Annotated in this window: 24 protein-coding genes and 1 pseudogene; 16 read left to right on the top strand and 9 right to left on the bottom strand. The window is 57.2% G+C overall.

Annotated elements, in window-relative coordinates:
* Positions 1–50: 50 nt before the first annotated feature.
* A complete protein-coding gene (locus ACQKP1_RS20720) occupies positions 51–1,952 on the bottom strand; it encodes a diguanylate cyclase (protein WP_427276828.1) in 1,902 nt (633 codons plus the stop codon).
* 275 nt (positions 1,953–2,227) lie between these two features.
* Here ACQKP1_RS20720 and ACQKP1_RS20715 point away from each other — a divergent pair, with 275 nt between their 5' ends.
* Positions 2,228–2,431, top strand: coding sequence for a cold-shock protein (locus ACQKP1_RS20715; RefSeq protein ID WP_427276827.1), 204 nt, complete (start codon positions 2,228–2,230; stop codon positions 2,429–2,431).
* Between the two features lie 172 nt (positions 2,432–2,603).
* Here the strand turns inward: ACQKP1_RS20715 and ACQKP1_RS20710 are convergent, their stop codons facing one another.
* The 5 genes from ACQKP1_RS20710 to repA all read right to left on the bottom strand — a co-directional run bounded on the left by ACQKP1_RS20710 (position 2,604) and on the right by repA (position 7,298).
* Positions 2,604–2,822 (bottom strand): hypothetical protein, encoded by a 219-nt coding sequence (locus ACQKP1_RS20710; RefSeq protein ID WP_427276826.1) that lies wholly within the window; start codon positions 2,820–2,822, stop codon positions 2,604–2,606.
* 111 nt (positions 2,823–2,933) lie between these two features.
* Positions 2,934–3,164 carry a hypothetical protein gene (locus tag ACQKP1_RS20705; RefSeq protein WP_427276825.1) on the bottom strand — a complete coding sequence of 77 codons (231 nt, stop codon included), beginning with the start codon at positions 3,162–3,164 and terminating at the stop codon, positions 2,934–2,936.
* Between the two features lie 419 nt (positions 3,165–3,583).
* A complete protein-coding gene (repC, locus tag ACQKP1_RS20700; RefSeq protein ID WP_427276824.1) occupies positions 3,584–4,822 on the bottom strand; it encodes a plasmid replication protein RepC in 1,239 nt (412 codons plus the stop codon).
* Positions 4,823–4,974: 152 nt separating this feature from the next.
* Positions 4,975–5,997 carry a plasmid partitioning protein RepB gene (gene repB / locus ACQKP1_RS20695; RefSeq protein ID WP_427276823.1) on the bottom strand — a complete coding sequence of 341 codons (1,023 nt, stop codon included), beginning with the start codon at positions 5,995–5,997 and terminating at the stop codon, positions 4,975–4,977.
* Between the two features lie 92 nt (positions 5,998–6,089).
* Positions 6,090–7,298, bottom strand: coding sequence for a plasmid partitioning protein RepA (gene repA / locus ACQKP1_RS20690; protein WP_064334277.1), 1,209 nt, complete (start codon positions 7,296–7,298; stop codon positions 6,090–6,092).
* A gap of 372 nt (positions 7,299–7,670) precedes the next feature.
* Between repA and traI the strand changes: the two genes are divergently transcribed.
* From traI to ACQKP1_RS20625, 13 genes are all read left to right on the top strand, one after another.
* Positions 7,671–8,297 carry an acyl-homoserine-lactone synthase TraI gene (gene traI, locus ACQKP1_RS20685; protein WP_427276822.1) on the top strand — a complete coding sequence of 209 codons (627 nt, stop codon included), beginning with the start codon at positions 7,671–7,673 and terminating at the stop codon, positions 8,295–8,297.
* 2 nt (positions 8,298–8,299) lie between these two features.
* On the top strand, positions 8,300–9,271 hold the full coding sequence (gene trbB, locus ACQKP1_RS20680) for a P-type conjugative transfer ATPase TrbB (RefSeq protein ID WP_427207668.1): 972 nt from the start codon (positions 8,300–8,302) through the stop codon (positions 9,269–9,271).
* On the top strand, positions 9,261–9,638 hold the full coding sequence (locus ACQKP1_RS20675) for a TrbC/VirB2 family protein (RefSeq protein ID WP_097143212.1): 378 nt from the start codon (positions 9,261–9,263) through the stop codon (positions 9,636–9,638). The genes trbB and ACQKP1_RS20675 overlap by 11 nt, the downstream gene beginning before the upstream one ends.
* Positions 9,635–9,919 (top strand): conjugal transfer protein TrbD, encoded by a 285-nt coding sequence (locus ACQKP1_RS20670; RefSeq protein WP_427276821.1) that lies wholly within the window; start codon positions 9,635–9,637, stop codon positions 9,917–9,919. The genes ACQKP1_RS20675 and ACQKP1_RS20670 overlap by 4 nt, the downstream gene beginning before the upstream one ends.
* Before the next feature lie 9 nt (positions 9,920–9,928).
* Positions 9,929–12,385, top strand: a complete 2,457-nt coding sequence (locus ACQKP1_RS20665; RefSeq protein ID WP_427276820.1) for a conjugal transfer protein TrbE — start codon at positions 9,929–9,931, stop codon at positions 12,383–12,385.
* A complete protein-coding gene (gene trbJ / locus ACQKP1_RS20660) occupies positions 12,357–13,160 on the top strand; it encodes a P-type conjugative transfer protein TrbJ (protein WP_113462197.1) in 804 nt (267 codons plus the stop codon). The genes ACQKP1_RS20665 and trbJ overlap by 29 nt, the downstream gene beginning before the upstream one ends.
* The gene (gene trbK / locus ACQKP1_RS20655) at positions 13,157–13,357 is read left to right on the top strand and encodes an entry exclusion protein TrbK (RefSeq protein ID WP_377278777.1); all 201 of its coding nucleotides are present in this window, start codon (positions 13,157–13,159) and stop codon (positions 13,355–13,357) included. Before trbJ ends, trbK begins: the two co-directional genes overlap by 4 nt.
* Positions 13,351–14,529 carry a P-type conjugative transfer protein TrbL gene (gene trbL, locus ACQKP1_RS20650; protein WP_427276819.1) on the top strand — a complete coding sequence of 393 codons (1,179 nt, stop codon included), beginning with the start codon at positions 13,351–13,353 and terminating at the stop codon, positions 14,527–14,529. The genes trbK and trbL overlap by 7 nt, the downstream gene beginning before the upstream one ends.
* Before the next feature lie 20 nt (positions 14,530–14,549).
* Positions 14,550–15,212: a conjugal transfer protein TrbF gene (locus ACQKP1_RS20645; protein WP_427276818.1), complete on the top strand. Its 663-nt coding sequence runs from the start codon at positions 14,550–14,552 to the stop codon at positions 15,210–15,212.
* 14 nt (positions 15,213–15,226) lie between these two features.
* Positions 15,227–16,039, top strand: a complete 813-nt coding sequence (gene trbG, locus ACQKP1_RS20640) for a P-type conjugative transfer protein TrbG (RefSeq protein WP_427276817.1) — start codon at positions 15,227–15,229, stop codon at positions 16,037–16,039.
* Positions 16,040–16,042: 3 nt separating this feature from the next.
* On the top strand, positions 16,043–16,480 hold the full coding sequence (trbH, locus tag ACQKP1_RS20635; RefSeq protein WP_427276816.1) for a conjugal transfer protein TrbH: 438 nt from the start codon (positions 16,043–16,045) through the stop codon (positions 16,478–16,480).
* Between the two features lie 14 nt (positions 16,481–16,494).
* A complete protein-coding gene (gene trbI / locus ACQKP1_RS20630) occupies positions 16,495–17,793 on the top strand; it encodes an IncP-type conjugal transfer protein TrbI (RefSeq protein WP_427276815.1) in 1,299 nt (432 codons plus the stop codon).
* A gap of 216 nt (positions 17,794–18,009) precedes the next feature.
* The gene (locus ACQKP1_RS20625; RefSeq protein ID WP_427276814.1) at positions 18,010–18,711 is read left to right on the top strand and encodes an autoinducer binding domain-containing protein; all 702 of its coding nucleotides are present in this window, start codon (positions 18,010–18,012) and stop codon (positions 18,709–18,711) included.
* A 1-nt stretch (position 18,712) separates the two neighbouring features.
* Here the strand turns inward: ACQKP1_RS20625 and ACQKP1_RS20620 are convergent, their stop codons facing one another.
* Positions 18,713–19,033: a transcriptional repressor TraM gene (locus ACQKP1_RS20620; protein WP_427276813.1), complete on the bottom strand. Its 321-nt coding sequence runs from the start codon at positions 19,031–19,033 to the stop codon at positions 18,713–18,715.
* Between the two features lie 139 nt (positions 19,034–19,172).
* Here ACQKP1_RS20620 and ACQKP1_RS20615 point away from each other — a divergent pair, with 139 nt between their 5' ends.
* Both ACQKP1_RS20615 and ACQKP1_RS20610 read left to right on the top strand, forming a co-directional pair.
* Positions 19,173–19,412: a helix-turn-helix domain-containing protein gene (locus ACQKP1_RS20615; RefSeq protein WP_427276812.1), complete on the top strand. Its 240-nt coding sequence runs from the start codon at positions 19,173–19,175 to the stop codon at positions 19,410–19,412.
* Positions 19,402–19,701: pseudogene (locus tag ACQKP1_RS20610) on the top strand (DUF433 domain-containing protein); the annotation flags it as partial. The gene ACQKP1_RS20615 and the pseudogene ACQKP1_RS20610, both read left to right, overlap by 11 nt.
* A 16-nt stretch (positions 19,702–19,717) precedes the next feature.
* On the opposite strand, the gene ACQKP1_RS20605 reads toward ACQKP1_RS20610, so the two are convergent.
* Both ACQKP1_RS20605 and ACQKP1_RS20600 read right to left on the bottom strand, forming a co-directional pair.
* Positions 19,718–20,527: an ATP-binding protein gene (locus tag ACQKP1_RS20605; RefSeq protein ID WP_427276811.1), complete on the bottom strand. Its 810-nt coding sequence runs from the start codon at positions 20,525–20,527 to the stop codon at positions 19,718–19,720.
* A gap of 47 nt (positions 20,528–20,574) precedes the next feature.
* The coding region (locus tag ACQKP1_RS20600) for a transposase domain-containing protein (RefSeq protein WP_427276932.1) at positions 20,575–20,749 on the bottom strand (175 nt) is incomplete at its 5' end.

Genomic DNA, 20,749 nt, shown 5'->3' with positions numbered 1-20,749 from the left:
ATCGCTATCGGTACGGGCTATGTGGCGGCCCTTCCGATTGAGTAAGCAAATTAGGCCGGCTTCTTCACGCGCTCGTCAGCCAATCTCTGAAACCCGACGCGGTCTCTCCCGGCATCCTTTGCTCGATAGAGTGCAAGATCGGCCCGTGCCACAAGCTCGGCCGGGTTCTCCACCCTCGACGCCGAGATCAAGACGGTAGCACCCATGCTTGCGGTTTCGATGCCGTACTCACTGCCTTCGTGCACCATGCCAAGGTCCCTGATCGACGTCCTGATCTTCTCGGCAATCATGATCGCCGTCTCGCCATCGGTATCGGGCAGAACAACCGCAAACTCCTCGCCTCCGAACCGCGCCGCCATGTCGCCTGACCGTCTGACTGCGGTCGCGATTGCGGCAGCCACTGATTTCAGGCACACGTCACCGGCAAGATGACCATAGCGGTCGTTGTATGCCTTGAACCTGTCGACATCAATCAGAAGCACTGACAGGGGCCGACCAGTCTGTTTCGCTGCCTCGAATTCCCGCTGCAGGCCATCATCGAACGACCGACGATTAGATAGTCCAGTCAGCGCGTCTGTCTCAGCTAAGCCTTTCATCTGTTCGGCAAAGCTCTTGCGGGAAAGCTCGGACTCCTTCATTGCAGTGATATCGGAGACGAGTGCCAGTACGTGGCGATCCTCGGTCACCCGTGTTCTTAGGGACAACCAGCGACCGTCTGCAAGTGGGATGACTTCGTCCTTGTTGATGAAGAGTGTCTTGGCGGCCGCCTGAATGCTCTCCTCGTCCAGATCGATGGGCAAATCCTTCCGCTCCCCGTTGCGCACAGTAGCCCTAACAATGTCGGTGATGTGTGCGCCTTCCTTGCGGGCATAAGCGGATTTCGGGAAGAGTTCTCGGTACCGTTCATTGCAGAACACGATGTTCCCATCCGGCCCGAACATCGCAAGCCCGTCGGACATTTCGGCCATGGCCTGCGCCATGATATTCCTGCTGGACCGGAGTTCCTGCTCGAGAAGCTTTTTCTCAGTAATGTCGACCGTTACCCCGGCCAACCCGACCATGTCACCTTGTCGGTTTTTCAGAGGTACTTTTGAGGTCGAGTACCATCGTGGCGGTTTACCCTCTTCGATGAGAAACTCTTCAAAATGGTCCAGCGGCTGCCCAGTTCGCATGACATCGGCCTCGACTGCCATCAACTGCTCGGCTCTCTCCTTAGGAGCGAGATCATGATCCGTCAGCCCAACCATTTCAGACGACCGCGCGCGCCCATTGTGGCGAGCAACATTGAGGTTCGCGACAACGAAACGGTGTTTCAGGTCTTTGACGTAGTGATAGTCGGGCGCCTGTGTGAGAGCAGCGTATAGAATATCGCGTTCCAGCGTGAAACGACGGAAATAGGCGAGGAAGAAACCAATAGCGGCTGTCGTTGCAAAGTTCAAAACGGCGATTGGTAGTCCCACCTCGTCAACGGCCCGCTGGGAATCAGCTGCAGGAAGAAGTGCAAGGACTGCAATCGAAAGGCAGCCCGCAAGCACAGCGGCACTCAGGATCGATGGCGCATGGCTCATTGGCTTCCTGCCTGCAAAAAACCAGAGTGCACTTCCAAGGACGAAAACAATGGCGATTGCGGTCAAACCAGGCGTCACCCCTGCCCCGCCGAGGTAAAGGCGGAAGCACGCAGCCAAAATGGCGGTAATCAGCGCAGGGCCTGGCCCACCGAATACAGCAGCGGACTCTATGATCGCAAGGCGGAGGTCAAAGATGACCTCGACATCGAAGCGGACCGAGAGTAGCATTGAGGCGATTGCCGCTAGGCCCATTGCGACCCCGAGGCCAGCGCAGCGCAGCTTGGGCGGCAATTGGTAGAAGCGGTATGAGAGATGTGTCCAGATCGAGACTATCAATGCGACGGCGGCAAGATTGCCAGCAAGAACTTTCCAGACGTCATCCATTCTCGCTCACCGTCACGCTACGCCCCGAACACTCAACTAGAAGAGACGACGCTGCGCTTTCGGTCGTCCTGGAGGACGCAGTGACAAGCCCAAACTGTCAATACAGTTCAGGCTCAGTATCTACCAAAAACCTAAAGCAGCGGTTTATGATCAGCGATTTACGGCTAAAGTCTCAGTCCGTCCAATCATCGCATGCAATCACCTGACGTCAGACCGCTTGTTACACAGGCGCCAGATGGTTAGGGTCGGCCCTCTCAACCACCAAAGAGGCACAGATGGCGACCGGTACTGTAAAATTCTTTGCTCAAGACAAGGGCTTCGGCTTCATCACCCCGGATGACGGCGGTCAGGATGTCTTCGTGCATATCTCGGCGGTCGGCTACGGCGAGGCGTTGAAGGATGGCCAAAAGGTTCGCTACGAAGTAGGACAGGACCGCAGGACAGGCAAATCCAAGGCCGAAAACGTCTCGGTAATCTGAGGCATCACGAAGAGAATTCTGCGCGGCGATCGGATCGTACATCAGTCGCCGCGCATACTCCGTTTGTTAGCGCGACAAACAATATAGTCACTTACATTCTGACCCCGTTGTTCGGTTTCAGGTCCTATCATTCCACCGGCGTAAGCAATCAAAAAATGGATAAGGAGATTCCCTACGGAAACCTCTGTCCCGTCAGCATCGCCACCAGCTGGAACCTGTTTCGAATTCCACTCTGATACAAATTAATCAGAACCTTGGCGCTCTCCTGTGCCGGCGGCGACGTCTGAGAAATACCGCGCAGCTCACAAACGCGCGCAAAGGCTTTCTCTAGCAGTGCCAGATCTTCAGGTGTGAGGACTGAACTCAGTTTTTTGGCAACGTCGTGGATCATGCGCGTGACTTAGAAGCTCCCGCGCTCCTATCAAGTCCTTTGCTTTCAATCATCCTGATGGCTCTCGATTGTCATTACATTCACGTGCAGGAAGGCACAGCGCGAGCGTTCCTAGAAATTCTGGTGGTGAAGGAAGCTACTGCGCCTAGCCATCGCTTTCAGCTCTTCCTCGCTCCGAAAACCCGATTTGAATAGCGCAACCAGTTCCTTTGCCAAACCAAGCTCATCATCGGTGTTTGAATCGCCGGCATGGTCGCGAAACAGGTCCACAAGCACCTTGCGTAACAATGCCAAACCTTGCGGACCGATCTCCTGTTCATCATCGAAATAGGTTCCGCCCATCAGTAGTCCTCTCCCCCATACACGCCTCATCACACACCAACATGATACTACGTCCATAAGCTTCGCAACACATTCTCTGCAAAGCTGAAGGTCTATCCCGCTTCTTTTCAATCGAGCGGACGGGGTGGCTCCCTCGTCCCTCTACGCGGGCTGCCAGCTGATGCCTGGATCGGTGCCAAAGGCCGGTCTCCATTAGGGTATACCTCCTGAGACAGTCTCTGTGAGGCGCAAATCAGTGTATCATTTGGGTCTTTTTTCGATTTTTGGGACAGCATCCCGGGCAGGTCTAGAAGCTATTGAGACGTTCTTGGTTTGCTCGGACTCCAAGAAAATCAAGAAGGCGTGGAACGAACGCTGGATGAAATGCGGCACGACTGCCATACGACTATGCCCCCTACCCGTTGCGCCGTTATAACCGCTCACCCCGTTTTCCGATCTCCGTTCGCGTTGGCGCGCATCAGCGACATCAGCATTGGTCCGAGCCCGAACTCCCCTACCCTCGCTCGGCGCGTGAGATCGCGGAGATATCCACCTGCCGAGTTGATATGCCCTGCCCTCTCCAGGATTGCAGCCATGGCAACCGCCGCGTTCTCCGGCCCCATCACCTCACACGCTTCCTCATAAGCCGACGGGCTGACGCCAAGCATCGATCGAACCACCACCGCGGCCCCCATCAGCTCGCGCCAATGGGAGATCGTGCCCCCGGGCCCGTAGTCCAAAATCTGCGGGCAGGCTTTCAGGACCATCGACAGCGGGAACGCCTTCATCTGTTCCGGCTTTGCCAACGGCTGAGCAACCTCTTTGGGTGCTACTTCCAGCTCGGCGGCTCCGCCCTGCTCTTTTTCAGAGCTAGGTTCAAGTTCATGGATGGATTCTGGTTTTGAATTCTGTATGTGGCAGCCATTTTGAGCAGCATTGCCGTCCATATTGTGAGAATCTAGCTGATTTTCCAGAAGGTTGAGGATTTCGGTGCGCAAAAGCTGCATCTCGTCGAGGATTGCGTCCACCTGGTGACGATCAGGATTGCGGGGAAGTCGGCTGACAATGCCGACATACATGTCTTCGATGGCTTCCCAGTCGCCGTCAGCCCCCTCCTCCATCGCGGCGGAGATCAGCTTGCGCACATCGCGCCGGCAGATAGTCAGGGCCTCTTTGGCTCGCCTGAACTGCAGGCGTTCGGCAGCGACTTCCTGTGCCAGAATTGCAAGTTCCGCAGCACGAGCCAAAAGTGGAGAAAGATCGAACCCAAAGGCTTGCTCGATATCGCCACTCTTGTCCCGGTGAGCGTAACGCTTTCCGTTCGGACTATCCTTTCGCTGGATGAGCCCGGCTTCGACCAGGGCAGCCAAATGCCGCCGCAAGGTCGTTCCGGTAATGCCGTGCGCTCGGACAGACAGCTGGGCATTGGACGGAAAGACCACCAATCCACTATCGCCGTCGAGCTCGTTCTGCGGATAAAAAGTCAAAAGCGCATCAAGCACAGCCAGCGCCCTGTCCTGAAGGCCGAGGCGTTCACGGGCCTCACAGGCGTCGCGAAACACCTTCCATTTTTCGACCGGGCGGTATGGTTTTGTATCGGACGTCTGGAGCTGCCTCTTTACAAGGGCAAGCACAGCCGGCCGCCGCCCAAAGGGCGTCGTCACATTTCCAGTCTGCATATTCCTTCGCCTTTCTTCAGGCAAAAGAAATCCGCTCACCAAAACGATGCCAAAGACTCTTGACTGCGATTCATGAAAATGCGATTCTCAGGCTGCTTAGACCGATGAGAGAGGCTTCCATGACGGCAACGTTTGGGGGCCTTTTTCTTTTGCTATCTCCCTTCAGTCTCTTTGCTCGGAGATTGAGTTTGGTTTTTGAAACTCGAATAGAGTTCCGGAAGCTGCTGCATCACGAATGATGCGAAATCCTCATCACGAGTTCGATCAAGCTGAATTTTGCAAGATTTGCCAGAAACGGCCAGTCTTGCGATCTCAGTGCCATCGGAGAGTTTCGCGACCAATGTGCGATTTGTCGGCGCCGAGCTGGTCTCATTCTTCGCCTTCGCGGCACGAAGGACGACCGCAAATCGCTCATCGCTGTCCTTATGCCGAAAAGTGGCGTGCTCGATGGCTTTCCGGATTTTTGTTTCCGCACCTGTTTCCTTCAACTGTTCGGCCAGCTCCTGCCATCTTGGACGACCAATCTTTGGAGCTCGACCGATCGCCGTGACTATCCACTGCGGAACGGCCCGGGCCACCGTTACAAGCTTCGAGGCTTCCTGGCGGTCAACAGAGAGTGCTGTCTGAATTAGAGTCCGTTGGAAACCTCCGTCTTCAAGCCTTAAAGCAAACGTTGCACGTTCAATGAATGTCAGATCTTCACGGGCTGAATTCTCGACGCCTTGTGCAACAATGAGCCGATCATCGTCCAGCTCCCGGACGTAGGCTTTAACTTTGAGACCAAGATCCGAGGCCGCTTTTGCTCGCCGATGGCCATAGGCAATTTGATAACGACCGGGAGAGGTTGGATGAACTCGGACAAGGATCGGGATTTCCTGACCATGCTCCTGAAAAGACGTTTTCAGCGCCTCGACGGCCGCCAGATCCTGGTCAGCGAATCTGTCAGCAAAAGGGGAGGGGTCGAGCAATTCGGTATCAAGCTCGACAGGAACCGCGCCGCTTGAAACCTGACGCTTCAGCTCTTCGTAGTCCCTTTCGACCTCGGAGAATGTATCCTTCAATGAGCGAACTGCTCCGGATGCGACCCGCTCAACAGGAGGCCTGAGACCCTCTGCGGAAGCGGAGCCAGATTCCGCTGCGAAAAGAGATCGGATCGATTGTGTGCGTTTACTCATCTTATCCTCTCGGGGTCATCAATCCAGACGCCGTCTTCTGTAGTCAGCTGACAACAGCTTAAGTCGTTGAAAAATAATGAGTCGAACTAGATTCACCGCTGCCATACCTGGTTCAGGAGCCCAACGACTTCTTCGTTTACTGCGTTGATTGACTCCATGGCTCGATCATAAGTGGACCGCCCAACTGCACCTCTAGTCAGCTCGTAGAGCGACTGTTTTGTAAGCCCAGCATTGGCAATGGCAGTCGACTTCCATGCGGTCGCAGACATCACGTCGGCACCAAATACGTCTCGCATCAAACCAACAATTTCTTGCTCTGGAACGTCGCGAGGATCATGCCGCGTGACCAGGAAGCGAAGGAAGTCGTAATCTAGGCGACCACCGGCTTCCTCGATCACGGAGACCAGGTCGGAGGTCATCAACAAGAACTGACTCATGGAGGCGACATCAACCATCTGGGGATGCACGGTGACGATCATGCCAGTGGCGGCATTCAAGGCGCCCATGGTAAGGAAACCCAATTGCGGTGGGCAATCGACGACGACAACGTCAAAGTCGTCCTCCACCTGAGCGATAGCCCCTGCCACGCGACGGAAGAAGAGATCCTCCGCTTTCCCCCTATTCTGCAGCATGAATCTTGGAGTCTGATGCTCGAACTCCATCAGTTCCAGGTTGCCGGGCACAATGCTAATCCCTGTGAAATAGGTCGGACGGACCACGTCCTTCATGAGTACTCGTTCTTCATCGTACCGGATGGCACCGTACAAGGTGGTGTTCTCGGCGACGTCAAACTCTGGCTGATAACCAAACATCGCTGAGAGGGATGCCTGCGGATCCAAGTCGATCGCGAGAACCCGGTAACCCTGAAGAGCGAGCCCCTGTGCGAGGTAGACAGAAGTAGTCGTTTTGGCTGACCCACCCTTGAAGTTTGCGACCGTGATCACCTGCAACTTTTCACCGCTGCGCCGCTGCGGGAAGAATCTTACAGCTTCCTTGGGCCGGGCAGTGGCGAGATAGCGCCTGAGTTCATTGATCTGTTCAAGAGAGTAAGATCGGCGCCCGCCGTTACCCAAATCCGGTGTTGGCCCCAACCCGTCAATCGACAGCTGTCGAAGATAGCCGTCAGACACGCCAACAATCTCTGCAACTTCCCCGGAGGTAAATGATCGCAGGGACTTCTGTGCCGTTGGTGGGAATGCGCGCTCTCCTACGGCTCGGAGCCTCGCTGAAAGCGCTTCAGCGCGCTGAGTAATGTTGGCTGAAGTTGATGGTTTTCCGATGTTGCGATCGATCACGTTCACTTTTGCCTCTATCCTCAGACGGTTTTTTAGCGTCAGACGCGCTATTTCCGTCTCAAGGATAAGTCACGATTCCCGTTGGTCTGCAAGAGAAATAGGGTTAACAAAACCTTAACAGCTCAGGAGGGAGCTCACACGCAGATCGTTCGGCTCAGCCATTCCGCTTTGCGACCAATAGCTTAGCGAATTCTGCGACTTCGCGGTCAGAGCGTCTTACTAACACTTTTGTTAGTCACTGAGGCATCCCGCCGAACTCGAAACGATAGGTTCGCAGCCGACTGAGCTAGAATCAGCAGCTGACACTTTTGGCAGTAGATCAAAGCTGGATGCCCCGGCAAAGCTCCTCGCACCGTCAGAGCAGGGGAGATTTGCCCGATGCGCATCGTTGGGATCAGTAATCCAGAGGCCGAAGCAGAACACCGCCTCATTCACGACATGCACCGTCTTCGCGCCCGCATCTTCTGCGGCAGACTGGCCTGGAACGTCCGTTGCACATCCGGCCTCGAGATAGACAGCTTCGATGAGCTAAAGCCGACCTACATCCTATGCATTGACCGTTCCGATGCTGTGATTGGCTGTGCGCGGCTCCTGCCCGCCACGAGCAGCACGATGTTGAAGAGGGTATTTCCGCAGCTTCTAGAATCGGCTCATCTGCGAGTTCATGCCCGCATGATCGAAAGTTCTAGATTTTGTGTGGATACCGAAGCCGCTGGAAGGCAACAGCAGTCGGGCCTTCACACTGCGACGCTCGCGATGTTCGCCGGTATCGTCGAGTGGAGCATACTTAATGGTTACTCCGAGATCCTCACCGCAACGGACGTCCGGTTGGAGCGTATCCTTCGTCGCGCCGGCTGGCCGCTCAAGCGCCTAGGCTCACCCATTCAAATCAATGAGACGCGAAGTATCGCCGGAAGGCTTCCAGCAGATTGGGTGAGCTTCGATCGCCTTCGCCCCGGCACCTATTCATCAAACTTCTCAACCCTCAAAAAGGAAGCGGCCTGATCATGCTCGGCACACAAAACCGCTCACTTCCCCGCCTCGTCAGCAAACTGCAGAACGCGCTGGGAGACCATCTTTGCATAGCTCTCGAAGACCCTGGTGTCGTTGAGATCATGCTGAATCCTGACGGTCGGCTGTTCATCGAAAGGCTTGGTCACGGGATCGCCGCAGCAGGAGAGATGACACGGTCTGCGGCAGAAACCGTCATCGGCAGCGTCGCTCATGTTCTCAACTCCGAGGTCGATGATGATCGCCCGATCGTTTCAGGCGAACTGCCAATCGGCGGGCATCGCTTTGAAGGACTACTGCCTCCCGTCGTTTCAGGCCCGTCGTTCACCATCCGCCGTCGTGCGTCGCGCCTCATACCGCTCGACGACTATGTGTCCAGTAAGGTGATGACCGCGAAGCATGCCGACGTCATTCGAAGCGCAATTGCTTCGAAGCTCAACATCCTGGTTGCCGGCGGCACGGGTTCCGGCAAGACCACGCTGACAAACGCGATCATCGCCGAGATCGTTGCAAGTTCCCCCGATGACCGCTTGGTCATTTTGGAAGACACCGCTGAGATTCAATGTGCCGCGCACAACGCAGTCAGCCTGCACACCAGCGACGCCGTCGATATGTCGCGTCTCTTGAAAAGCACGATGCGCTTGAGACCAGATCGGATCATCGTCGGCGAGGTTCGCGACGGCGCAGCACTGACTATGCTCAAGGCCTGGAACACGGGACACCCCGGCGGGGTCGCAACAATCCATGCAAACAGCGCACGATCAGCGCTGCAACGCCTTGAGCAGCTGACGGCCGAGGCCAGTCATCAACCGATGCAGGCAGTCATCGGAGATGCGGTCGATCTTATCATTTCGATCGAACGAACGGCCAAAGGACGCCGGGTCAATGAGATCCTTCATGTGACCCGCTTTGCCGGGGGGCAGTACCTAACTGAAGCTTATGCCGAGGACAGCCGCGATGCAGCTTGAGAAGTCAGCCCCAACCATTGCGGCTATCGCTATCGCAGCGATCGCCGTTGCATCACCGACTTTCGCCAGTTCAGGCGGAAGCCTTCCCTGGGAAGGACCGCTTGAGCAGATCCAGGAGTCCATCACTGGTCCGGTTGCGGGGTATATCGCACTCGCCGCAGTCGCTATCGCCGGAGGTATGCTGATTTTCGGTGGCGAGCTCAACGACTTCGCTCGCAGACTGGTCTATGTCGTCCTGGTCGCCGGAATCTTGCTTGGTGCCACGACGATCGTCGGCCTCTTCGGCGCCACCGGTGCGTCAATCGGCCTACCGAAAGAGCAGGTCACGCAGGTCATTTTGGACAGAGCGGGGGAGGGGGCTACGTGAGCCTCCGCCGCAATCGCATTCATCGCGCACTGTCTCGACCAAACCTCCTGATCGGTGCCGACCGTGAGCTGGTGCTGATCACCGGGCTTGCGGCCGTGATCCTAATCTTCGTGGTGCTGACGGTCTATTCGGCGCTCTTTGGCGTGGCCGTCTGGATCGTCATCGTCGGACTACTTCGAATGATGGCCAAGTCTGACCCGCTGATGCGGCAGGTCTATGCCCGTCACATTTCCTACAAATCCCACTACCGGCCGACGGCCGCGCCGTGGCGCAAGTACTAGAGCTGTCCAATGGCTGCCCTCAAACATTTCCGCTCAACAGGTCCCTCGTTCGCTGATCTGGTTCCCTATGCCGGCCTAGTCGACAACGGCGTCCTGCTTCTGAAGGACGGCAGCCTGATGGCTGGCTGGTATTTCGCGGGTCCGGACTCCGAAAGCGCCACCGACCTCGAACGCAACGAGCTTTCTCGGCAGATCAATGCGATCCTGTCGCGTCTCGGGACCGGGTGGATGATCCAGGTCGAGGCCATCCGAGTGCCAACGGTCGACTACCCCACGCCTGACCAGTGCCATTTTCCCGATCCTGTCACTCGCGCGATCGATTTGGAGCGGAGAGCCCACTTCAGGCGTGAGCAGGGGCATTTCGAGAGCAAGCATGCGATCATTCTCACCTACCGGCCGCTCGAGTCGAAGAAGACCGCGTTAGCCAAATACATCTACTCGGACGAGGAGAGCCGGAAGAAATCCTATGCAGACACAGTGCTATCAGTGTTTCGAAACGCGATCCGGGAAATCGAACAGTATCTGGCCAACACCCTGTCGATCGCCCGCATGCAGACCCGCGAAGTTCGCGAGAGGGGAGGGGAGCGGGTCGCGCGCTATGACGACCTCCTGCAGTTCGTTCGTTTTTGTATCACGGGGGAGAGCCATCCGGTCCGGCTGCCGGAAGTCCCGATGTATCTCGACTGGCTGGCAACGGCTGAGCTGGAGCACGGCCTGACGCCAAAGGTAGAGAACCGGTTCCTCGCGGTTGTCGCCATAGATGGCCTGCCTGCCGAGAGCTGGCCCGGCATCCTCAACAATCTCGACTTGATGCCGCTTACCTACCGCTGGTCGTCGCGCTTCATCTTCCTTGATGCGGAAGAGGCACGCCAGAAGCTCGAACGCACGCGGAAGAAATGGCAGCAGAAGGTTCGCCCATTCTTCGATCAGCTTTTCCAGACGCAGAGCAGATCGGCCGATCAGGATGCCATGACCATGGTCGCCGAGACCGAAGACGCCATCGCTCAGGCTTCGTCCCAGCTGGTTGCATACGGCTACTATACACCGGTCGTGATCCTGTTTGATGAAGACCGCGACGCCCTGCAGGAAAAGGCGGAGGCTATCCGCCGGCTGGTCCAGGCCGAGGGGTTCGGAGCACGTGTCGAGACCTTGAACGCGACAGATGCGTTTCTCGGGAGCCTGCCGGGGAACTGGTACGCCAATATCCGTGAGCCGCTGATCAACACGAGCAACCTAGCGGATCTCATTCCATTGAACTCGGTATGGTCGGGAAATCCGGTGGCGCCGTGCCCGTTCTACCCACCGAACTCGCCGCCGCTGATGCAGGTGGCTTCGGGCTCAACCCCGTTCCGACTGAACCTGCATGTCGACGATGTCGGCCACTCCCTGATCTTCGGACCTACAGGTTCGGGTAAATCGACCCTGCTCGCCTTAATCGCTGCGCAGTTCCGCCGCTATGATTGTGCCCAGATTTTTGCCTTCGACAAGGGCAACTCGCTCCTGCCCCTGACGCTTGCTGCCGGCGGCGATCACTACGAGATTGGCAACGACCAAAAGGGGGAGGGGAGAGCGCTGGCATTCTGCCCGCTCTTCGATCTTTCGACAGATGGCGATCGAGCATGGGCGACCGAGTGGATCGAAACGCTTGTCGCCCTGCAGGGCGTTACCATCACGCCGGACCACCGTAATGCAATCTCTCGCCAGATCGGGCTGATGGCAACAGCACCCGGAAAGTCGCTATCGGACTTCGTCAGCGGCGTGCAGATGCGCGAAATCAAGGATGCACTCTATCACTATACGGTCGATGGCCCGATGGGTCAGCTTCTAGACGCTGAAGAGGATGGCCTGACGCTTCGAGCGTTTCAGTGCTTCGAGATCGAGCAGCTCATGAACTTGGGCGAGCGTAATCTGGTGCCCGTCCTCACCTATCTCTTCCACCGGATCGAGAAGCGGCTCGACGGCTCACCTAGTCTTATTCTCCTCGACGAGGCTTGGCTGATGCTCGGCCATCCCGTGTTTCGCGACAAGATCCGGGAATGGCTGAAGGTTCTCCGCAAAGCCAATTGCGCGGTCGTTCTGGCGACGCAATCCATCTCCGACGCTGAGCGCTCCGGCATCATCGACGTGCTGAAGGAATCCTGCCCGACCAAGATCTGCTTGCCGAATGGCGCTGCGCGCGAGCCGGGCACGCGGGAATTCTACGAACGGATTGGCTTCAACGAGCGTCAGATCGAGATCGTTTCGGGTGCCATCCCCAAGCGCGAATACTACGTCGCCACGCCAGACGGACGGCGGCTCTTCGACATGTCGCTCGGGCCAGTGGCGCTGAGCTTTGTGGGCGCATCGGGAAAGGAAGACCTGAAGCGCATCAGAGCGCTGAAGGCGGAACACGGCCAGGAATGGCCGACCCATTGGCTTGAATCGAGAGGAGTTCACGATGCCACGTCGCACCTCAACGTCCGGTAACTGGATTGTCGCAACGATGACTGCGGCAATCGCGCTGTCGCCGATTGTTTCCGCCCATGCAGGGTCAGCAACGGGCGCTGCCACCGAATGGACGCAGCTCGCCAACAATGCGCAGCTCATCGACCTTCTGAAAAGCTCCGGCCTGCAGGTCGACAATCAGTTGACCCAGATCACGCAACTCGCCGAGCAAATCCAGAACCAGCTGAAGATCTATGAGAACATGCTGCAGAACACGGCGCAGCTCCCTGATCATATCTGGGGCCAGGTCGAAAGCGATCTCAACCGTCTGCGCAGCATTGTTGATCAAGGGCAGAGCATCTCTTTCTCGATGGGCAATGCCGACGACGTCCTTCAGCAGCGGTTCAATAGCTATGCGGATCTGAAAACCAACCTGCCGAACGCCGAGTCTTTCTCGAACACCTACCAATCCTGGTCGGACACGAACAGGGACACGATCGGCAGCACTCTGAAAGCAGCCAGTCTGACAGCGGATCAGTTCGATACCGAGGAGGGCACGATGAGTTCGCTGCGATCGATGTCGGAGTCGGCCGACGGCCAAATGAAGGCCCTCCAGGTCGGACACCAGATTGCCGCCCAGCAGGTTTCCCAAATGCAGAAGCTGCGTGGTCTTGTCTCGCAGCAAATGACGATGATGGGGACATGGCTCCAGACCGAGCAGACGGACAAGGACCTCGCACAGGCCCGGCGTGAGAAATTCTTCAATGCCGACGTTACCACGATCCCGAGTGGCCAGAAGATGGAGCCACGCTGGTGAGCCGCCCGGTCCTCGTCATGGTGCTGGTCATGGTCGCTGCGGCGGCTTCCGCCACCACTTTTTATTTCGTCCAGGCAAACGCCCCGGCATCACCCGAGATGAGCGAAGAGCAACGGATCACCCGTGAGAAATTTTTCGGCACATCCAAGGAGCTGCCCCCGATCGAAAAAGGTCAGGAGATGCGGCCGCGATGGTAAAGCGAAATCTTGAGCGAGCCTTCGTGCTCGGCGGCATAGCCTGCCTGGTCCTCGCCACCCCAGCGTTCGCGCAGCAAGGACAGGTCCTGACAGAGCTTGAAAACCAGGTCTCTGCTGCCGCGAAGGGGTGGGAGACCACCATAATGGACGCGGCAAGGTCGCTATTCTGGATCCTTGCGGGGATCGAGGTCGGCATCGCCGCCGTCTGGCTCGCCATACAAGCCGCGTCGCTTGATAGCTGGTTCGCCGAACTCGTCCGACGGATCATGTTTATCGGCTTCTTCGCGTTCGTTCTAACCCAGGGACCAACGCTTGCGAGGGACGTCGTCAACAGTCTCTACCAAATTGGTGCGGGCGGTGGAGCCGCCTCACCGGCCGAGGTGTTCGACGCCGGTATCCGCGTGGCATCGCAGATGTCCGAGCAGGCGAAGTTCGGGGTGTTCGAGGACAATGCACTCGCAATCGCCGCTGTCCTTGCAATGGGGATCGTAGTCATATGCTTCTCCTTGGTCGCGGCAATCTTCGTCGCTGTGATGGTGGAGATGTATGTGGGGCTGCTGGCCGGCATGATCATGCTTGGCTTGGGTGGTTCGTCCTTCACGAAGGATTTTGCCGTCCGTTATCTTGTCTATGCCTTCGGCGTCGGTATGAAACTCATGGCGTTGGTCATGATCGCTAGAATTGGCTCGGAAGTGCTCTTCGGACTGGCACAAGCACCGACGGCGGAAACGGACCAGTTTATCACCACATTGGCGATCGCTGGCATCTCGGTCGTGGTCTTCATTATCGCGATGTACGTACCCAACATCATCCAGGGCGTCGTTCAAGGTGCATCCGTCACGGGCGGCATGGAAACCATTCGTCACGGCGGCCAGACGACATCATTTGCACTCGGCGCAGCATCGCTTGCTGCGGGTGCGGTGGGCGCCGGCGCTGCAGCAGCCCAATCCGCCCGAGCCGCGGGCTCCTCTGTGGCAGGCGCGACACTGCGCGGTATGGGCGCCGGGATCGGATCAGCTGGGAAGGCGGCCGGCTCGGCCGCCAAGGAAAAGGCGATCGGTTCGCCCGGCGCATACGCCGGTTCGATCATGGGGCTCGCCAACGCCAAGCTCGATCAGGCTCGCACAGGGCATAGCAGTCCGACACCTCCTCCCGAACGACACAACACATAATCATCAGGAAGGCAAAAGCGATGGCATCAAACCGGCCGCCCGAAAGTCCTTACCTTGCCGCGCGGCAGGAATGGACAGAACGATATGGATCTTATGTCCAGGCCGCGCGCGCATGGCGTATCGTCGGCATTCTCGGACTGTCGATGGCCGTGATCGGCTTCACCTACGCCATGTATCTTAGCACGCAGGTGAAGCTCGTGCCCTACATCGTCGAGGTCGACAAGCTGGGCACCTCTGTGACGGCGGGATTCCCGCAACAGATCGAATATGCCGATCCCCGGGTCGTTCGCGCAACGCTCGGCAACTTCATCACGAGTCTGAAGTCGATAACGCCGGATGCGGTAGTCCAGAAGCAATACATCGACCGGACTTATGCGCTTCTCAGGGCATCCGATCCCTCGACCCAGAAAATCAATGCCTGGTTCCGTGGCAACTCGCCGTTCGAGAAGGCCAAGACATCGACGGTTGCCATCGAGGTCAACAACATCGTCGCACTCTCCAACCAAACCTATCAGATCGACTGGACCGAGTACGAACGCGACCGCAAAGGCAAGGAAACCGGCACCCGCCGGTTTCGCGGCATCGCGACCGTTGCTTTGACCGCGCCACAGGACGAGGCGATCATCCGCCTTAACCCGATCGGTCTTTATGTCCAGGACTTCGACTGGACCGCACAGCTTTAAGGCGAGGATATCTCATGCACAGAACAGGATTGATTGCGGCCGTCGGCTGCATGGCCGGGCTCGTCCTTGCGGACTGCGCAATCGCGCAAAGCATGACACCAAACGAAGCCAAGGGCACCAATATTTCCCGCAAGTGGAGAGGCACGGCCGGTCTGGTGACAACCGGGCCGGACGGTAAGGTGATCTTTCTGTTCGGCGAAACCCAGCCCTCTGTCGTCTGCTCGCCGCTGCAGGTCTGCGACATCGAACTGCAGGCTGGCGAGATCGTCCGTGATGTGCTCGTCGGTGACACAGTCCGTTGGAAAGTCGAACCGGCAACATCAGGGGCAATCGGCGGGCAGGCGATCCATCTGATCGTGAAACCGTCCGAGGCAGGTCTCGTCACCTCCATGGTCGTTACGACGTCAAGGCGGACTTACCATATTCAGCTCAAATCCCACCCCAGTCAGTACATGGCGAGGATCGGGTTCGAGTACCCGGAAGATGTGTCGACCAAACTGGCCGATATCAATGCTCGCCTTGAGACCGGCGGCACTCCTGGAACGGCTCCAGATAAGCTGAACTTCGCCTATTCGGTCAGCGGTGGAGCCTCATGGCGGCCGAAGCGTGTCTATTCCGATGGCGCCAAAACCTACATCCAGTTTCCACGGTCCATCTCCGGGCAGGACGCTCCGGTGCTGTTCGTCGTCAGCGGCGGCCAGAACCGCATCGTCAACTATCGCATGAAAAACGACATGATGATCGTCGACTACGCCGTCGACAAGGCTGTGCTCGTCTCAGGGGTTGGTTGGCGCCAGCAGAAAATCACCATCCGGCGGGGAGGCTGACCGATGAAGAAGACCATCGCCGCCACCATCATCACCGCCGTTCTTTCCGGTTGCCAGACTGCGGATGAAACGCTGGCCACAAGTTCCACTCCGATTTCTGTCACAGGGGCCACCGCAAGCGCAATCGCCGGCGACATGGCAAGCCGGCTTGCAGAACAGGTTGGACCTGCCGGCACCACGACGCTCAAAATGGAAAAAGATACCTCCGAATACGCCGCCGCTCTTGAGGCTGCGCTAAAGGGATGGGGGTACACGGTCGTTACCGATGAGAAAGTCAGTAAGGATCAGAACCCTGTCGAGTTTGCGTGGTCAATCGATAGTTTCGACGGTCAAGTATTGGCGCAAGTTAGCACAAAAGCCGTTGCGCTTGGTCGGGTCTATACGGCGACGTCATCAGGCGCGACACCCGCCAGTCCGCTTTCGGTCATGCAGCGAAACTGAGGGAAGACGAGACCATGGTTCAATCGCTCCAGCTCGGCACGGCGGGTAATTCTGACGATCCACAGAGCATGCAACGCCTCAATCGCCTGCCAATCATCGTCGCTATCGTCATCATCGTTCTGTTTTTCGGCGTGGTCATCATCGGCCTTTCGTGGCGCGGCCTTTCCTTCAACCGGGGCAACGAGCTCGACACCGGTACCACCGCTCCCGCCACTTCATTTGGCGATCAGCTGAAGCGTGGCGTATCCGATGGAATTATCGGTGAGCCGGACCAACGGGAAGCATTCCAGCCGACACCTGTCATTATCGAGCGTGAGCGCGTGAGAGAGCCGGTGGTGGAACGTCAAGAAGTCGCCCGAACGGAACGCAGAACGAAACTCGAGCCAGAGGCTGAGTGGCGAGCGCGGCTTAAGCGCGAGCAAGATGAGCAGATACTGCGTGAGGCACAGCGCCAGCGGATGGCAAGCATCCAGGCTCGCGCAACAGCGCTAGACTCCCCGCTCAAGGTAGATGTGTCCGAGGTGCAGAGAAGCGCGTCGGAAAACCCGATCGATACCCGTCAACCGCTCAATTCCAAGACAAATAGTGCATCCGATCTTTACAGCGCCGCGATGAAGTCCGGGTTACTCGGACAGAACGGCGATCAAAACGGCCAGGCGTCAAAGGAAGACTTCCTCAACCAGGACATCAAGGATCTTGGCTATCAGCCACACCAGGTGGTCCCGCAGCTCTCGCCCTACGAGCTGAAGCGTGGGTCTGTCATCCCTGCGACCATGATCACGGGCCTGAACTCCGACCTTCCGGGCAGGATTTCGGCACAGGTCAGCCAGAATGTCTATGACAGCGCCACGGGCTACCGGCTGCTCATTCCGCAGGGGACAAAACTCTTTGGTCGTTACGATTCCAAGGTATCATTCGGGCAGGAGCGCGTGTTGGTCGTCTGGACGGACCTCATATTCCCGAATGGATCGACACTTCAGATCGGCGGGATGGCTGGCACGGATGCCGAGGGCTATAGCGGCTTCAAGGACAAGGTCGATCGCCACCTCTGGCGTACGTTTGGCTCTGCCGCGCTCGTTGCCATCATCGGCACAGGCATAGATGTGTCGATGCCTGAAAGCTCGACACTCGCAACGCAGGATACCGCGTCCGACGCGGCCCGTCGGAATTTTGCCGAGAGCTTCGGCCGAGTGGCCGAGCAAAGCATCTCAAAAAATCTGAACGTCCAGCCGACGGTCAGAATACGGCCGGGCTACAAATTCAACGTGTTGGTAGATCAGGACATCGTCTTTCCAGCCGCGTATCGCGACTAGCCGACCAGTCCTGCCCTGCAAATGCCGCAGTCAGATTGAATCGTTATGACCTAATGCAATCTTGCCCTGCTAAAAACTATCATTTAATAGTCAACTTTAACGCCGCATGCTCCTGTGCGGCGACTTATCTCGGAGCCATCGCGCCCTCAGCCAAGGGCATCTCTGGATGACTGCAACTGTGCTGCAGTCACACCCTCAGTCGAAGGAGGCTGTAAATTGAATCAATGGTTTGAGCGTTTGACCGAGCAGGTCGCCCTGGCTCACGACGAAGCTGCAGTGAGGGCCACCCTGGAAAAACTCAGTCAGGAGGCAGGTTTTGGCGCCTATGCGTATCTGAGCCTTCAGGCAGAAACCCACACGGCAATCTCAAACTATGACATTGAGTGGCAGCAGCGATATCTCGAAAGAGCATATGCATCGATTGATCCAGTCGTGCGAAACGCCCGCGACAAGTTTGAGGCCTTCGCGTGGTCCAATGAAGCATCACTGCGAATGAGCAAGGAGCGCAGGGCCTTCTACGGAGAGGCCGGTGAGTTCGGAATCCGCTCAGGGATTACCATTCCGATCAAGGCGGGCTTCGGGCGTATGGCGATGCTTACACTTGCCTCAGCAGATGCGGACTTCGCCCAAGGACAACAGCTGAACCCGGTCCTTGCGGCTTCGGCAGTCGCGCAACTGCATGCGAGGCTCGAAGGCATGGGAGCGAAGCCAACCTTTCGAACGCCAATTCGATTGAAGTCGGATGAGTTGACTTGCTTGCGATGGTCCGCCGAGGGTAAATCGATGCGTGCGATCGCGATCATCGAGAACACCACCTATGCCAATGTCGCCTTCTTCATTCGCAATGCCAAGGCTGCATTGGGTGCGACGACCTTGCCGCAGGCGACAGCCATGGCCACAAAGTTCGGCCTTATCTGAATTAGTGTCCCTTTGATCTCGGCATGTCTGGAATATAGCCCAGAATGTCGAGAAGCGTGGACACGACCGTCTGCTGGGCATGCACCGCAATCATCGCCTGGATGTAGTCTTGGCTCGCCTCTCTCACCGTGTCTGAGTCGGCTGCAGCATCGACTTTCGCTTCGAGCATGACTGCGTCGTTGCGCAAGCGGCGATGTTTCTCAATCTCGCGTACAACATGGCGTTCGATCTCCTCAGGCGGTTGATCGCTCATCAAACCGATGAGTGGACGCAATATGAGTTTGTTGTCAGACACAGGCCCGGCTGCACTTGTTTTTAACATGATCGATCCAGTTACTGCCCATATGCGGTCGGTGTAAACCGTCTTAAAAATCTGACATGCAGAGGGGCAAGCCGATATAGAAATCAGTTACATACTATAGTTGATAAACTTAAAGTATGTAAACGGTGATCTTCCGCGCATGGATATGCGCAAGCTGGTCGGCCGAAATTTCGCCCGCCTCCGTCGGGAAAAGGGCCTGACGCAAGAGGATTTGGAGGCGCGCTCAGGCTTCAGCCAGCAATACCTGAGCGGTCTCGAACGGGGAAAGCGAAACCCGTCCATCGTCACGCTTTATGAAATCGCCCAGGCGCTCGGAGTGAGTCATGTTGAACTGGTCACGCCCGACGATGGAACTGGAGATCGAATTGTCCCTTCGTGAGGCCGAAAACGCGATCGAGCATGTAGTCGGTGTCTGCGGCGGTGAGCCTGTGTTCAGGGGCACCCGTGTTCCGGTTAGAATGGTTGCAGCCATGAGAAGCCGGGGCGCGACCACAGAGGATATCATTGCAGGTTATCCGTCGCTCACGGTTCGCATGGTGGAGCTTGCAGAGATCTGGACGATGGCGCACCCAGTAAGCGGTCGACCACCCAAACTGTCGGACCTTGGTGCTACGGTGAACAACGCCAAGCGTTTCTCGCTACCGCAGCCACCAAGCAAAACCTCATAAGCCCGACAAATCCACTTCACATCGACCACAGGATCGAAAGGGGCGCAGCTTGGAGGCGTTCGGCAAACGGCGTTACGCGGTCATGATCATGCAGGACCAGGCCTCGCACGAAACGGTCGCCGACCGCTGCCTGTAGCTGACGTAACCCACGGAAATCATCGGCCCTGACGGTCGCAGATGCCTTGACTTCAATGCCGATGATCCGCCCACGCCGATCTTCAATCACGATATCGACCTCATCCAGATCCTTCGTTCTATAGTGCGAAAACGAGACGCGTCGCTCAGACCAGGATGCCAGCTTCATCAGTTCGGAGACGACAAAACTCTCCAGCAGTGCGCCAAATCGAGTCTTGTCGTCAGATAGTTTGGCCAGTTCGTCTTCGCGCAAAGCCGCCAGAAGCCCTGTGTCGATGAAATGGAGCTTTGGTGTTTTGACAAGCCGGCTGAGCCGGTTGTTCGACCATGGGACTAGGGTTTTGATCAGGAATAGCCGCTCCAGGATCGCTATGTATTTTTGTGCGGTAACCCCGGACAAGCCCAGCGCCGAACCAAAACTACTATTGTTGATCAATTGGCCGGCATGTTCTGCGAGTATGTTCAGGAGGCGCGGCAAACGATCGAGCTGATCTATGTTGGCAATGTCGCGCACATCGCGATCTAGGATAAGACTGACATAGTCTTCGAGCCACGAGACGCGCCGGGCTGATGTGGTTCGCCTCAAGGCTTCAGGATAGCCTCCAGCCAATACCATGCTCATCAATTCCTTGCCGAGAACAACCTCACCCTGTACGGCCGGTTCTTCCCCCGCGAACAGTCGGTCGAGCATAAGGCCCGGACTCGATCGGATTTCAGTAAGCGGCAAGCTGAGGCCGTTCAGCCCGTGTAATTCCAAGGCATGAGTGCATCGAGATCGCTGCTGGGCCAGCCGTTGGCGATTCGCTCAAGGGTCTGGGTGAGCCAGGCCTGCGGATCGACGTTGTTCATCTTCGCCGTCTGAAGGAGCGTGGCGATTGTCGCCCAGGTCCTTCCGCCGCCATCGCTGCCAGCG

It is taken from the genome of Allorhizobium sp. NPDC080224, assembly GCF_050281005.1.
In the GTDB taxonomy this organism is placed as follows: Bacteria; Pseudomonadota; Alphaproteobacteria; order Rhizobiales; family Rhizobiaceae; genus Allorhizobium.
This window is presented reverse-complemented; position numbering and strand designations above follow the sequence as displayed.

Coding starts and splice junctions, on each gene's coding strand:
- trbL (WP_427276819.1), top strand. CDS start 13,351: ATGGTAAAGCGAAATCTTGAGCGAGCCTTCGTGCTCGGCGGCATAGCC.
- ACQKP1_RS20705 (WP_427276825.1), bottom strand. CDS start 3,164: ATGGGCGGAACCTATTTCGATGATGAACAGGAGATCGGTCCGCAAGGT.
- trbJ (WP_113462197.1), top strand. CDS start 12,357: ATGCCACGTCGCACCTCAACGTCCGGTAACTGGATTGTCGCAACGATG.
- ACQKP1_RS20675 (WP_097143212.1), top strand. CDS start 9,261: ATGCAGCTTGAGAAGTCAGCCCCAACCATTGCGGCTATCGCTATCGCA.
- ACQKP1_RS20665 (WP_427276820.1), top strand. CDS start 9,929: ATGGCTGCCCTCAAACATTTCCGCTCAACAGGTCCCTCGTTCGCTGAT.
- repB (WP_427276823.1), bottom strand. CDS start 5,997: ATGAGTAAACGCACACAATCGATCCGATCTCTTTTCGCAGCGGAATCT.
- trbB (WP_427207668.1), top strand. CDS start 8,300: ATGCTCGGCACACAAAACCGCTCACTTCCCCGCCTCGTCAGCAAACTG.
- ACQKP1_RS20620 (WP_427276813.1), bottom strand. CDS start 19,033: ATGTTAAAAACAAGTGCAGCCGGGCCTGTGTCTGACAACAAACTCATA.
- ACQKP1_RS20615 (WP_427276812.1), top strand. CDS start 19,173: ATGGATATGCGCAAGCTGGTCGGCCGAAATTTCGCCCGCCTCCGTCGG.
- ACQKP1_RS20715 (WP_427276827.1), top strand. CDS start 2,228: ATGGCGACCGGTACTGTAAAATTCTTTGCTCAAGACAAGGGCTTCGGC.
- trbI (WP_427276815.1), top strand. CDS start 16,495: ATGGTTCAATCGCTCCAGCTCGGCACGGCGGGTAATTCTGACGATCCA.
- trbH (WP_427276816.1), top strand. CDS start 16,043: ATGAAGAAGACCATCGCCGCCACCATCATCACCGCCGTTCTTTCCGGT.
- traI (WP_427276822.1), top strand. CDS start 7,671: ATGCGCATCGTTGGGATCAGTAATCCAGAGGCCGAAGCAGAACACCGC.
- repC (WP_427276824.1), bottom strand. CDS start 4,822: ATGCAGACTGGAAATGTGACGACGCCCTTTGGGCGGCGGCCGGCTGTG.
- ACQKP1_RS20710 (WP_427276826.1), bottom strand. CDS start 2,822: ATGATCCACGACGTTGCCAAAAAACTGAGTTCAGTCCTCACACCTGAA.
- ACQKP1_RS20605 (WP_427276811.1), bottom strand. CDS start 20,527: ATGCTCGACCGACTGTTCGCGGGGGAAGAACCGGCCGTACAGGGTGAG.
- ACQKP1_RS20720 (WP_427276828.1), bottom strand. CDS start 1,952: ATGGATGACGTCTGGAAAGTTCTTGCTGGCAATCTTGCCGCCGTCGCA.
- ACQKP1_RS20645 (WP_427276818.1), top strand. CDS start 14,550: ATGGCATCAAACCGGCCGCCCGAAAGTCCTTACCTTGCCGCGCGGCAG.
- trbG (WP_427276817.1), top strand. CDS start 15,227: ATGCACAGAACAGGATTGATTGCGGCCGTCGGCTGCATGGCCGGGCTC.